At 48.5% G+C, this 14,594-nt stretch carries 6 protein-coding genes; all 6 read left to right on the top strand.

From position 1 onward, the window contains the following. Window positions 1–84 precede the first annotated feature (84 nt). Complete coding sequence (locus Q9292_RS14170) at window positions 85–2,694, top strand: methyl-accepting chemotaxis protein (RefSeq protein WP_313989234.1); 2,610 nt, start codon at window positions 85–87, stop codon at window positions 2,692–2,694. A gap of 174 nt (window positions 2,695–2,868) precedes the next feature. Continuing rightward, a complete protein-coding gene (locus tag Q9292_RS14165; protein ID WP_313989231.1) occupies window positions 2,869–5,373 on the top strand; it encodes a PAS domain S-box protein in 2,505 nt (834 codons plus the stop codon). A gap of 216 nt (window positions 5,374–5,589) precedes the next feature. Next, window positions 5,590–8,235: a methyl-accepting chemotaxis protein gene (locus Q9292_RS14160; protein WP_313989229.1), complete on the top strand. Its 2,646-nt coding sequence runs from the start codon at window positions 5,590–5,592 to the stop codon at window positions 8,233–8,235. 118 nt (window positions 8,236–8,353) lie between these two features. Further along, a complete protein-coding gene (locus tag Q9292_RS14155) occupies window positions 8,354–8,578 on the top strand; it encodes a hypothetical protein (RefSeq protein ID WP_313989226.1) in 225 nt (74 codons plus the stop codon). Window positions 8,579–8,787: 209 nt separating this feature from the next. After that, window positions 8,788–11,490 carry a methyl-accepting chemotaxis protein gene (locus Q9292_RS14150; RefSeq protein WP_313989223.1) on the top strand — a complete coding sequence of 901 codons (2,703 nt, stop codon included), beginning with the start codon at window positions 8,788–8,790 and terminating at the stop codon, window positions 11,488–11,490. 298 nt (window positions 11,491–11,788) lie between these two features. Beyond that, entirely contained in the window at window positions 11,789–14,503 is a 2,715-nt protein-coding gene (locus Q9292_RS14145) for a methyl-accepting chemotaxis protein (protein ID WP_313989221.1), read from the top strand. Window positions 14,504–14,594: the final 91 nt, after the last annotated feature.

Genomic DNA, 14,594 nt, shown 5'->3' with positions numbered 1-14,594 from the left:
AGAATGCAATTAAAGCATTGACACAATAATTATTATAAAAATTGCAACTCGTTTCATAGAGATCTTTTGCAAGGGGTAACAACCATGTTTTCTACAATCATCAACAAATTGGCAGCAAACACAAGGGGCTATCAGAATGTGTTGAATCAGGTGGCTGAATTTAGTGCCCTGAAGTCAGAAATCAACAAGGCACGTGCCATTGTTGAGTTAAATGACAAGGGTGAAATCAGCCATGTGAACGAGAATCTGTGCCACTCTTTAAAATACGCAGCCAATGAGCTGGTCGGCAAGCATCATCGCGCCCTGTTGGCTGGTGTTGATACAGAAAAACCAGAATATGAACAATTCTGGAGTGCCTTAGGCAGTGGCAAATCGCAAGTGGGTAGCTTTAAACTGATCAACAAAGAGGGCAAGGATGTCTGGTTTCAAGGGTATTACGCCCCAGTGATGCAAGGCAACCAGCTGCGCAAAGTGGTTGCTTACCTGACAGACATTACAGCAGACAAGCTGCGCAACATCATCCTGCAAGAGGAAGAGCACGCACTCAACCAATGTTTTGGTGTCATGGAATGTGACTTGCAAGGACATATTCTCGAATGTAATGATGTTTTTCTGACCCCGCTTGAGTTTCGCCGTGAAGAGGTGATCGGCAAGCATGTGTCCATGTTGCTCAAGGCTTCTACCGCACAAAGCGATCAGTACAAGCAAATGTGGGAAAAGTTGAACAAGGGGCAGAATGCAAAACTGGAAATCTGCCGAGTGGCAAAGTCTGGCAAAGAGTACTGGTTTAGTTCCAGCTATGTGCCTATCCCAGATGCGAGCGGCCAATTAGCCAAGGTCAAAGTCTATTCGTACTGTATTACTGAAGAAAAGCAGCGAGAAATTGACTTTCAGGGTAAGGTGGCTGCGATTAACAAGGTACAGGGAGTCATTGAATTTGACCTCCAAGGCAATATTTTGCATGCCAATGACAACTTCCTAAAACTTACAGAGTACTCACTGGCTGAGGTGGTTGGTAAGAACCATAGCATTTTTGTTAGTGAGCGTTACAAGAATAGCCCTGAGTATAAAGTTTTCTGGGAAAAGTTAAGTAGCGGTCAGTACGATGAAGGGGTTTATCATCGCTATACTAAAAATGGTAAGGATATATGGGTGCAGGCATCTTATAACCCCATTTTAGGGTTAGATGGTAAGCCGATGAAAGTAGTTAAATATGCTACTGACATCACCAAAGCAGTGCTGGCAGACAAACAGCAAAAAGAAAAGTCCAGAGAAGCTTCGATGATCAAGCAAGCGTTGGAGTCTTCCTCTAACAACTTGATGGTTGCGGATAACGATGGTGTCATTACCTATATGAATCCAACAACCTTGAGCTTAATGCGCGAGGCTGCTGATACGTTCAGAGCCATCTTCCCATCTTTTGACCCAGACAAGTTGATTGGGCAGAACTTTGATCTGTTCCACAAAAGACCTGCGCATCAACGCAATTTACTGGCAAGCCTGAAGGGCCAGCATATCGCTGAATTACCGATTGGCCAGATGTTTTTCAGACTGACTGCAAATCCTCTCATTGATGAGCAAGGCGAACGTATTGGCAGCGTGGTGGAATGGGTTAATTTGACCGAGGAAAAACGTCTTGAAAACGAAATGAAATCTGTGGTTGAAAATGCCGTGGATGGTGATTTGTCTACCAGACTGGATGCGAATCGTGCAAAAGGTTCTGCCGTCAAAACGATGGAAGCCATTAACCAGCTTCTGGATACGTTTAGCGATATTTTGTTACGTGTGCGTGAAGCGGGCGAAACGATTAATACGGCAGCCCATGAAATTTCCAGTGGCAATAATGATCTGTCCAGCCGAACTGAACAACAAGCTTCTAACCTTGAAGAGACAGCTTCCAGCATGGAAGAACTGGCATCAACCGTTAGACAGAACGCCGAAAATGCCCGCCAGGCCAACCAAATGGCTGAAGCGGCTTCACAAGTGGCGCTTCGTGGTGGCGATGTCGTTGGCAATGTAGTGACCACCATGAGCGCGATCAACGAAAGTGCGCGCAAAATTGAGGACATTATTTCTGTCATTGATGGCATTGCCTTCCAGACCAACATTTTGGCATTGAACGCCGCAGTTGAGGCTGCCCGTGCAGGTGAGCAGGGTAGAGGCTTTGCCGTGGTCGCTGGTGAGGTACGTAACCTGGCTCAACGCTCCGCCAGTGCTGCCAAAGAGATCAAGGAACTGATTACTGACTCTGTCAGCAAAACCACTGAAGGCACCAAACTGGTGGAAAGTGCCGGTGTAACCATGCATGAGGTGGTCACTTCCGTACAACGTGTGACCGACATCATGAGTGAAATCACCGCGGCGTCTGCAGAGCAAAGCTCAGGCATTAACCAGGTGAATGACGCGGTCAATCACATGGATGAAGTCACACAGCAGAATGCTGCCTTGGTTGAAGAAGCCGCTGCGGCAGCAGAATCGCTGGTAGAGCAGGCTGCGACGCTGATGGATACCGTGAATCGATTTAAATTACGTGGCGTGAGCCAGAGCAGTGCTGTCAGCCGCCCGACGATGACAAGCAAAGTGGCGGCCGCACCTGCGGTAAGCAAAGCCAAACCGACGGTAGCTGCGGTCAATCATGCGCCAGTCAAAGCCGCAAAAACCGGTACGGATGACCAAGAGTGGGAAGAGTTTTAATGTGAGCGCTCAATACAAGGAGGTGCAACATGATCAGATGTCCTGCAATGATAGAAAAAATAATTGAAGGCCTGAAATTGTGGGCCTCCTTATTGAGCGGTTATCCTCTGTGGTAAAAAGTTGTGATTTCAAAGTCCTGTTGCAGGGCTTTGCCATTTTGAAGGTAGAAATACAATGAGAACCTGGCTAGGCATACTCAAGCAATGGATGACTGGATCTCATCATTCTCAACTCAGTGATTTGGATCTAGAACGCTTGAACAGGATGGAGGCCCTCCATCGCGTCGTGGCGATGATCGAGTACGACCTAGATGGGAACGTGCTTGATGCCAATCAAACATTTTTAGACTTAACCGGTTATACGCGTGACGAAGTGCTCGGTCAGCATCATCGCATGTTCCTGCCATTGGGAAACCTTGATGCGCCAGAGCATAAGCAGTTTTGGCAAAAGCTTTGCAAAGGAGAGGCTCAGACGGGCCAATTTAAACGCTTAAGCAAAGGAAACCGCGAAGATTGGATTGAAGGCAGCTTTATCCCGTTAAAAAACCAAGACGGGCAAGTGGTTAAAATCGTCAACTATTTTAGTCTCATCACCGCGCTTAAGGCACGTGAGCTTGAGAGCCAAGGCCAAATTGATGCCTTAAACCGGGTGCTTGGAGTCATTGAATTTTCGCTGGATGGTACGATTCTGGCATTGAATCAGAACTTTGCGCGGGTGACCGGTTACGATGCTGCTGAAGTGGTTGGTAAACATCATCGAATTTTCATGCCACACTCAGAAGCCAGCTCCTCGGACTACATCAGATTTTGGCAAGATCTTGCCAGAGGTGAGTTTAAATCGGGGATCTACAAACGCATTGCGAAAAATGGACAAGAGGTCTGGTTACAGGCGACCTATAATCCTATTTTAGACAGTGACGGCAAGCCGTTGAAGATCATTAAATTTGCTACTGATATCACACAGCAAAAGGCGCGAGACTTAGACTTGGCCAGCCAGTTGTCCGCCATTCGGCAAATCATGGCTGTGATTGAGTTTGACCTGCAAGGCAATATTCTGGATGCCAATGATAACTTCTTAAATACTGTTGGTTATCAGAAAAGCGCTGTTGTGGGCAAGCATCATAAAGTGTTTGTTCCAAGCGACGTTAAACAATCCGCTGAGTATGCGCAATTTTGGCAAAAGCTGGCTCAAGGAAACACACAAGCGGGTGTTTATCAACGTGTCGCGGCGAATGGCAACCCACTATGGTTGCAAGCCAGCTACAATCCGATTTTAGACTTGAATGGCAAGCCCTACAAAATTGTCAAGTATGCGATTGATGTGACTGAGCAGCGCCTGCGTGATATCGATAACCAAGGGCAAATGACCGCTATCCAACGCTCATTAGGAACGATAGAGTTTTCGCTGGATGGTCATATTACTAAAGTGAACGCAAATTTCATGCAAGTCGTGGGTTATCAAGCGGCGGAACTGATTGGCAAACATCACAGTATGTTTATGCCACTGGAAGAGCGTCATTCAATGGAGTATAAAAAGTTTTGGCATCGCCTTGGTCGCGGCGAATTCATGCAGGGTGTGTTTAAGCGGATAGATAAACACGGCCAGGAAATTTGGCTCCAAGCGAGTTATAACCCTGTGCTGGATGAGCATGGCAAACCCATCAAGGTAGTGAAGTTTGCAACAGATATTACTCAGCAGAAACGTGCTGAAACAGGCTTGATGGAGGCCGTGCTATCTACTGAGCAATTACTGGAAGCGGCACAGCACGGAGACATGACCGCACGCATAGACTTGCATGGTAAAACGGATCAGATACTTAGTTTGTCCAACGGTATCAATCGCTTGATGGACCGTGTGTCTGAAATTCTGTTGCAAGTCAAAGAGGCCACCACCACGATCAATAGTGCAGCCAATGAAATTTCAACGGGCAATGTTGATTTATCTACGCGCACAGAAAGACAAGCGCACAGCTTGCAGGAAACCTCCTCCAGTATGAGCCAACTGGCTGCAACGGTGAAGCAAAATGCTGAGAATGCATTGCAGGCCAACCGAATGGCAGAGGCGGCTTCCAAAGTGGCTGAGCGTGGTGGGGAAGTAGTGAATCAGGTCGTGGATACCATGACTGCGATCAGTCAAAGCGCGCGTAAGATTGAAGATATCATTTCAGTGATTGATGGGATTGCCTTCCAAACAAATATTCTGGCATTGAATGCGGCGGTTGAGGCTGCGCGTGCTGGCGAACAAGGTAAAGGGTTTGCTGTTGTGGCTGGAGAGGTGCGTAATCTGGCACAACGCTCTGCAAGTGCTGCCAGAGAAATCAAGGATCTGATTGCTGACTCTGTCAATAAAACCACGGAAGGTGCACAACTGGTCGAAGGTGCCGGTCAAACCATGGTGGAGATTGTGCAGTCAGTCAAGCGCGTCAGCGATATTATCAGTGAAATTTCTGAAGCCTCGATTGAACAGACCTCAGGGATTGATAGTGTTAACCAAGCCATCACCAGCATGGACGATGTGACGCAGCAAAATGCAGCGTTAGTTGAAGAGGCGGCTGCCGCAGCCGAGTCTTTAGTTGAACAAGCCAGCCAATTGTCTGATCTGGTGGCTGATTTCAATCTGTATGAAGCAACTCAAAACAAAGCCACACGACCTCTATCCCGAACAGGTACTTACAATTGATCCATTGAGTGGAGGAAGAGTTGTTAGGACCTAGCAAACTCTGATTGAAGCCGACTGTAAAGTCGGCTTTTTCTTTTTTCAAATCTGCTATTTAACACGCGATCACATGCTTTTTCGGTATCTATGTTGCAGTCGTAATCTAATAAACTCACAGGCAGAAGTAAAAATTGTAATTTCGTCCTAGTGAAAATACAAAATATCGAAAGAGATCAGATTATGAAAATCAACTTGCCCGTGACACAAAAAGAGATTGAACTCAAAGAGGATGCCTCTATTGTGTCCAAGACGGATTTAAAAGGGGCCATCACCTATATCAATCGTGAGTTTATTGAAATCAGCGGCTTCAGTGAGGCGGAGCTGATAGGTAAAAATCACAATATTATCCGTCACCCGGACATGCCAGCAGCGGCGTTTGAGGATTTGTGGCGGACGGTGAAAGCAGGGAAGCCCTGGAACGGTATGGTGAAAAATCGCTGTAAAAATGGTGACCACTACTGGGTAGAAGCAAATGTGGCCCCCATCCGTGAAGGCGCTAAGGTGATAGGGTATATGTCTGTTCGCAATAAAGTGAGCCGCGCACAGATTGAGCAGGCTGAAAAACTGTATCAACAGATGCGTGACGGCAACCTCCCGCAACCTGGCTGGGGTGAAAAACTGGCCGCAAAAGTACATGACCTGCCGATTTTCTACAAGCTGTCAGCAGCTATGCTGACCCCGGTGGCTGTTGTTTCTTCAGTGGGCTTTTATCGTCATGATCCTGGCGCATGGGTAGGTATGGGGATGGGGATCGCGGCTGCATTGGTGGCTGGCGGCATTTTCTCGCTAAAACTGAAAAAGTCGATGGCTGTGATGGCACATGCGATTGAAGGCTTGGCTGGTGGCGAGTTGAATCTCAAGATTGATACGCGTGGCAACGACGAATTTGGCAGTTTGATGAAGACACTGAAGTCCATGCAAATCAAGGTGGGCTTTGATGTCAACGATTCTAGGAAAATGGCTGAAGAGGCGGGTCGTCTGCAAACCGCGCTGGATCAAAGTGCCACCGCCTTTTCCTACAGCGACAGTCAACATCAATTGCAATATATGAATGCTGCGGCCCGTAGCCTTTGGCAACAACTGGTAGAAGAGATTGCCAAAGAACAGCCAGGATTTACCTTGGAAAAGATGTTTGGGAATGCGATTTCCAGTTATTTACCTGAGGCTTACCGCGCGGCATTTGCCGAAGTTTCCAAGATACCTCGGGTGATTGAATTTGCTGCTTATGGCAAAAAAATTCAAGCGACCATTGTTTCAGTGTATACCGCCAAGGGCGAATATCTGGGCCGTATGACGCAGTGGGATGATAAAACCGCTGAAGACATTGGTCAGCAAGAAGTCTTCCGCTTGGTGCGTGAAGCTTCTGCGGGCAACCTGAGACAACGTGTAGATCTGGGAAAACTGCCTGAAGGCTTTGTGCTTGAAATCGGTAAAGGTATTAACCAGATTCTGGATGCCTTGATTAATCCGCTCAATGTCGCCGCCAAATATGTTGAAGACATTTCTAAAGGGCATATCCCGGCAAAAATTACGGATACTTATCAGGGTGACTTTAATACCTTAAAAAACAACCTGAACCAGTGTATCGATGCCTTGAATACCCTCATTGCTGAAATGAACCACATGAGTGCCGAGCACGATGCAGGTGACATTGATGTTGAGATCGATGTCACTAAATTTGATGGCGCTTATCGCACCATGGCTGGTGGCATCAACCAAATGGTGGGCGGCCACATTGCGGTCAAGAAAAAAGCCATGGCCTGCATGCAGGGACTGGGCGAAGGCAACTTTGATACTCCACTGGAAAGATTCCCAGGCAAGAAAGCCTTTATCAATGACACCATCGAGCAGGTGCGTGCCAATTTGAAAGCCTTAAATACAGACACTAGCATGTTAGCCGAGGCCGCCAGAGATGGTCGCATCAGTGTCCGTGCGGATGCGGCGCGGCACCCTGGCGATTACCGTAATATTATCGATGGTATCAACAATACGCTGGATCTGATTGTTGGGCCGATTAGTGCGGTGACTGAGGCGGTGGAAACCATCACGACCGCAGCCAATGAAATCTCCAGCGGTAACTCTGATCTGTCTGCCCGTACCGAACAGCAAGCCTCCAGCCTCGAAGAAACTGCGGCCAGTATGGAAGAACTTGCTTCTACGGTTAAACAAAATGCCGAGAATGCCAAACAGGCCAATCAGATGGCGCTGTCAGCCTCTAGTGTTGCAGCCAAAGGGGGCGAAGTGGTAGATGAAGTCGTCGCAACCATGAGCGCGATTAATGAAAGCGCCAAGAAGATTGAGGACATCATCTCGGTTATTGATGGCATTGCTTTCCAGACCAACATCCTGGCGTTAAATGCGGCGGTTGAGGCCGCCCGCGCAGGTGAGCAGGGTAGAGGGTTTGCCGTGGTGGCCGGTGAGGTGCGCAATTTGGCACAACGCTCTTCGACCGCGGCGCGTGAAATCAAGGAGCTGATTACGGACTCTGTTAATAAAACGGCGGAAGGTACTCGTCAAGTAGAGCATGCAGGGACCACCATGCAGGAGGTCGTCAGTTCTGTACAGCGGGTCGCCGATATTATCAGTGAAATTTCCGCAGCTTCTATTGAGCAGACCACGGGGATTGATCAGGTTAACGAAGCGGTGACCAGTATGGATGAAACCACACAGCAAAACGCAGCGCTTGTAGAACAAGCGGCGGCGGCGGCTGAATCCTTGGTGGATCAAGCCAATCATTTGGCTCAAGCGATCAGCCATTTTAAAGTGGATAGTGGCCGTTCTACAGCGGGGCATCAAGTCATGCGCAGAACCGGCACGCATGGCTAAAAATAAAGTTGTAATTGTTTTGTAACAACACTAAAGAAATCATAAGGTCTGTCGTTATTAACAATAAGTGGTAGTGAAAAGCCACCTAAACCATGGTTAATAATTTGATGGAGACTTTATGAAAAAACATTTGAAAACAACGTTAAGTATTATTGCATTATCAACATTGGCAACACCGCTGTTTGCGGCTGAAGTGTGCAAAGTGTCTATGATGGGTCGTGTATGCTACGAAGAGGGCAGCCCGGAATTGACTGCAGCGCACATGAAAGGTGACGCAGTGGCTGAATCATCAGCATCGAAGAAAAAGGTAGATGTTGCTGAAGCTGAAAAAACCAAGAAGTAATGCATTTCTTGCTTTGAAAATCCCCCTCTGCAAAGGGGGATTTTTTATGCGTATCGCCAAGCGGTAGCCCCGGCAAAATACATGAAAACTTGAGTAGGAAAAGACCTGTAAAAAGCTTGTTTATTAGCGCATGAAATATGTTTGGAGTATTACAAAATAAACGAGAGTCTGATAAAGGCGAATAAAAATCTGGATTTGGAGTTTTAATTATGACCATTGCGAAGAGAATGTATATTCTGATTGCAGTTGCAGCGCTGGGGCTATTTACGCTAGCGACGCTCAGCTACTTTCAGACTGATCGTGTATTTAAATACACCAACGTTGCCAATGAAAATGCGGCACCCAGCATTGAGGCATTGGATGACACGCTCGCTGAGTTTGAGCTATTAAATAGCTTGATCTGGCAGCATATGCTGAATACAGACAATGTCAAAATGCAGCAGATTGAAAAGCAGGTTGCTGAGGTGCATGGTGATCTGATGGCTGCACTTAAAAAATACGACAGTCTGATCAGCGATGATAAAGACAAGCAGTTACTGCAAAAAGACTATGAGGCGATCAAGTCTTATGATGAGCTAGGTAGCAGCGCGCTGACGCTTTCGCTCTCTAACAAGAAAACAGAGGCCAGGGATGTGTTGCTGGCTAATCAGGCGGTGATTGAGCATGTTCAGAAAGCGATTCGTGAACATCGTGCCTACAACAATGAGATTGCTAAACAAGGCGCTGCTGCAGCGGTGAAGGTTAAGCAAAATGCATTGTTGATGCTGATTGCGATTGCCGGCCTCTCCTTGGCTGTCGTGGTTTCGATTGGTTTTTATATCAAACGCAGCCTGTTTAAGCAATTGGGTATGGAGCCTGCCGATTTAACTGTCATTGCACGCAACTTTGTAGAGGGCAATCTGACACAGAAGATTGTGTTGCCTGAAGATGACAAAACCAGTGTTGCTTATTCTATCCGTGTACTGCAACGTACCTTGGATGGCCTGGTACAGTCATTGAACTATGTCAGCCAGCAGCATGATGAAGGCGATATTGATTGCACTGTTGATCAAAACCGCTTTAAAGGCGGCTACGCAGAAATGGCCGCCGGGATCAATAAAATGGTGGCTGGGCATATTGCCATGAACCGCAGTGCGATTGAAGTGGTGAAAGCGTTTGGCGATGGCAATCTGGATATGCCGTTGGAGCAATTCCCAGGCAAGAAAGCCTTTGTGAACGAAGCCATTGAGCAAGTGCGTACCAATATCAAGCGTCTGGTCAATGATACTGACGAGCTGGTGCATGCTGCCGTAGAAGGGCGTTTGTCCACCCGTGCGGATGCGAGCCAGCACCAGGGCGAGTTCCGCAAGATTGTCCAGGGCGTGAACGAGACGCTGGATGCGGTGATCGATCCTCTCAACGTGGCGGCCCAATATGTGTCCGATATCTCCAAGGGCAATATCCCGGCCAAGATTACCGACCACTACAATGGTGACTTCAACACCATTAAAGACAACCTCAACCAGTGTATAGACGCCGTCAATGCGCTGATTAACGATGCCGACATGCTGTCACAAGCCGCGGTCGATGGCAGACTCACCACCCGTGCCGATGCCAGCAAACATAATGGCGACTTCCGCAAGATCGTCGAAGGCGTCAACAACACCCTGGATTCCGTGATTGGACCATTGAATGTGGCTGCGAATTACGTAGACCGCATTTCCAAAGGCGACATCCCTGAGCGCATTACCGACCATTACAATGGCGACTTCAACGAGCTCAAGAACAACCTCAATACTTGTATTGAAGCGGTCAACCTGCTCGTCAACGACGCCAATCAACTGGCCGAAGCCGCAAAAGAAGGACGCATCACCGTGCGTGCTGATGTCGACAAACACAATGGCGACTTCCGCAAGATCATTGCAGGCGTGAACAACACGCTGGACATGATCGTAGAACCGATCATTGCAGTGACCGAAGCAGTGGAAACCATCACCACGGCCGCCAATGAAATCTCCAGCGGTAACTCAGACCTGTCTGCGCGTACCGAGCAGCAAGCCTCCAGCCTGGAAGAAACTGCCGCCAGCATGGAACAACTGGCTTCGACCGTGAAACAGAACGCTGACAACGCCAAACAGGCCAACCAGCTGGCGCTGACCGCCTCAGGCGTTGCCGTCAAAGGTGGCCAGGTTGTTAATGAAGTGGTTGCCACCATGAGTGCGATCAACGAAAGTGCCAAGAAGATCGAAGACATTATTTCGGTGATCGACGGCATTGCCTTCCAGACCAACATCCTGGCCTTGAACGCTGCGGTAGAAGCCGCGCGAGCAGGGGAACAGGGCAGAGGCTTTGCGGTGGTCGCGGGTGAAGTACGTAATCTGGCGCAACGCTCAGCCAGTGCGGCAAAAGAGATCAAGGAATTGATCACCGACTCTGTGAACAAGACCACCGAAGGCACCAAACTGGTTGAGAATGCCGGTAACACCATGGAAGAAGTGGTTTCCTCAGTCCAGCGTGTGGCCGATATCATTAGTGAAATCTCAGCCGCATCTACCGAGCAGACCACCGGCATTGACCAGGTGAACCAGGCAGTGACCAGCATGGATGAAACCACCCAGCAGAACGCTGCACTGGTTGAAGAGGCCGCTGCTGCGGCTGAATCCCTGGTCGATCAGGCCAACCAGCTGGCTGATGTGATTAGCCAGTTCAAGCTGGAAGGTAAAGTCAACACAGGGTTCACTGCAACGCTCAAATCCTCTTCTGGTAGTGGCGGATATTCAGCGCCAAGACCAAGTGCAGATTCGCGTTCGGGCCGAGCTGTGCCAGCCCCTTCAGGCTATGTCGATAAACCGCAGTTTTCAAAATCTCCGCCGAGCACGTCAAGGCCGTCCGCCAAAACAGGCACTGACGATTCGGATTGGGAAGAGTTCTAACCATTCGTCTAAATAAAAAGCCGGCTGTTTAACAGCCGGCTTTTTTTATGCGCTCGGTTTGGGAGCTATTTGCATTTTAAGGACATCCCTTCAAAGACATTAAAAGGATAGGTTTTAAGCCTTTCTTTAATCGATGCTTGATGGATGACTAATTGCAAGATAGCAAAGTATTAAGGAAAAAAGTGTTTGTGTTGGCAAGACACGTCAGAAGACAGTCATGTCTTTGACTTTTGTAATCTTAAACAAGCATTTGGCATAGGCGTAAGCAAATACTGAGGATGGATAAATGTTCGGAAACATGAGAGTAAAGAAAAGCCTGATGGTCGGGTTTGGTAGCATGATTCTGCTGATGGCAGGATTAACTGTTATTGGGATTGACCGTGTGCGTGAAATCGACGATACGCTAACCGAAATCAATGATGTGAACAGCGTTAAGCAGCGCTATGCCATTAACTTTCGCGGCAGCGTGCATGACCGGGCGATTAGTTTACGTGATGTGACCCTGGAGGCATCCAGTGCTGAAGTGGACAAGTCCATCAGTGATATCCGCCGATTGGCGGTTGCTTATGAAGAGAGTGCGGCCAAGCTGGATGCTATTTTTAAAGAGGATGCGGCTGTTACGGCAGATGAAAAAGAAATTCTCACGCACATCAAGTCTATCGAAGCCAAAACATTACCGGTGATTGAGCGTGTGATTGCATTACGCCATGAAGGTGATGAGGAGCAAGCGAAAAGTCTGTTAATGAGTGAAGCCAAGCCCTTGTTTGTAGAGTGGCTCAAAACCATTAACCAGTTTATTGATTATCAGGAGGCATTAAACAAAACGGCTTCAGCGCAAGCCAAGTCTGTCGCTTCCGGGTTTTCCATACTGATGCAAATTGCACTGGGGATTGCCATTCTTATCGCTGGATGGATGGCTATTTCAATCTCTAAATCCCTGCTTAACCGGTTAGGTGCAGATCCGTTGGAACTCACTGAGTTTGCCAAAAAAATTGGCGAAGGAGATTCTGATTTTGCCGTACCGCTGGCTGAACATGACCAAGGCAGTGTTGCCTACCAGCTACAACGCATGCGACAACATGTGCTAAAAGTCATCAGCGAAATGAAGGATGTCGCGCATGCGCAAGCCAATGGTGAGATTGATCGCCGTATCCACAGTGCACAACACCAAGGAATGTTTAAAGACATGGCCGAAGGGGTCAATCAAATGCTGGATGACCAACATGCCTCGACCCGCAAGGTGATGGCTGTGATCAACGGCTTTGGCAATGGCGACTTTGGCATTCCGCTTGAGACATTCAAAGGGAAAAAAGCCGAGATCAACCGCGATATTGAGCAAGTCAGAGCCAATTTGACCAATATCATTTCCGATTTAAACCAGATGTCTGCTGCCCATCGTCAGGGCAATATCAGCTATTTTATTGACCCTGCCAAATATAATGGCCACTTCAGCGCCTTGGCTGAAGGGGTGAACGGCATGGTGCAGGAATATATCGAAGAAAATAAAACGGTGACTGATTGTATTTTGCAGTTTGGTGAAGGTAATTTCTCCGCCACCATCAAGGAGTTCCCTGGAGAAAAAGCGTTTATCAACAAGAGCGTCAAGAAGATTGGCGGCAACCTCAAAGGCTTGATTGATTCGGTTAACTGGGTCAGTAATGCGCATGAGCAAGGTGAAATTGATGCTTTGCTACGCGACGATATGTTTAAAGGCGATTTCAGTACGCTGGCCAAGTCTGTCAACAATATGGTGACTGGCTTGTTGGAAATGAACCAGCAATCCATGCAGGTCGTGAAGGGCTTTGGTGAAGGTAACTTCGACATTCCGCTTCAGCGCTGGCCAGGTAAAAAGGGCGAGATCAACGACACGGTTGAGCAAGTTCGCGCAAACCTGAAAGGGTTGATTGGTGACATCAACGGCTTAACAGAAGCTGCAGGCGAAGGCCGCATTTCAGTGCGGGCTGACGCTTCCCAGCATAAAGGCGATTTCCGCAAAATTGTTGAAGGCGTGAACCACACCCTGGACATGATTGTAGAGCCGATCATTGCTGTGACAGAAGCCGTGGAAACCATCACCACTGCCGCTAATGAAATTTCCAGCGGTAACGCTGATCTTTCAGCCCGTACCGAGCAACAGGCTTCCAGCCTAGAGCAAACGGCGGCAAGTATGGAGGAGTTGGCATCCACGGTTAAACAGAATGCCGACAACGCCAAACAAGCCAACCAGCTGGCACTGACAGCGTCTGGTGTCGCGGTTAAAGGTGGACAGGTGGTGAATGAAGTGGTTGCTACCATGAGTGCGATTAACGAAAGTGCCAAGAAGATCGAGGATATCATCTCTGTCATTGACGGCATTGCCTTCCAGACCAACATCCTGGCCTTGAACGCAGCGGTAGAAGCCGCGCGAGCAGGGGAACAGGGTAGAGGCTTCGCCGTGGTCGCAGGTGAAGTGCGTAACCTGGCCCAGCGTTCAGCCAGTGCTGCGAAAGAGATTAAAGAACTGATTGCAGACTCTGTAAATAAAACCACTGAAGGCACCAAGCTGGTTGAAAATGCCGGTAGCACGATGGACGAGGTGGTCTCCTCTGTGCAGCGCGTGGCTGACATTATCAGTGAAATCTCTGCTGCCTCTATTGAGCAAACCACCGGCATTGATCAGGTGAACCAGGCAGTGACCAGCATGGATGAAACCACGCAACAGAATGCAGCCCTGGTTGAAGAAGCGGCCGCTGCGGCTGAATCCCTGGTCGATCAGGCCAATCAGCTGGCGGATGTGGTCGGCCAGTTCAAGCTTGAGAGGGGCGCGGGATCAGGCTTTACCGCCTCACCTAAGTCTCAAGCCAAAGGGAGTGTTTCTTCAACACCGCGAACCATGCCCCAGCATGGCTCGGGACGACCGGTTCCAGCCCCCTCCGGCTATGTGGATAAACCCCAGCGTGCTCAAGCGACGGCGAGTCCCACCAGGGTCACTGCCAAAACCGGCACGGATAATTCGGATTGGGAAGAGTTTTGACCTAAGTCATCTTCAGAAACGGCTGCTTCGGCAGCCGTTTTTTTGTGTCTGCACTTCATTGGGCAGGGTTTGTACAACCTCATGCCTGAAT

The sequence above is a fragment of the Methylophilus sp. VKM B-3414 genome, assembly GCF_032248435.1.
Taxonomy (GTDB): Bacteria; Pseudomonadota; Gammaproteobacteria; order Burkholderiales; family Methylophilaceae; genus Methylophilus; species Methylophilus glucosoxydans.
The sequence above is the reverse complement of the archived record's forward strand: the minus strand, read 5'-3'. Positions and strand labels throughout refer to the sequence as shown.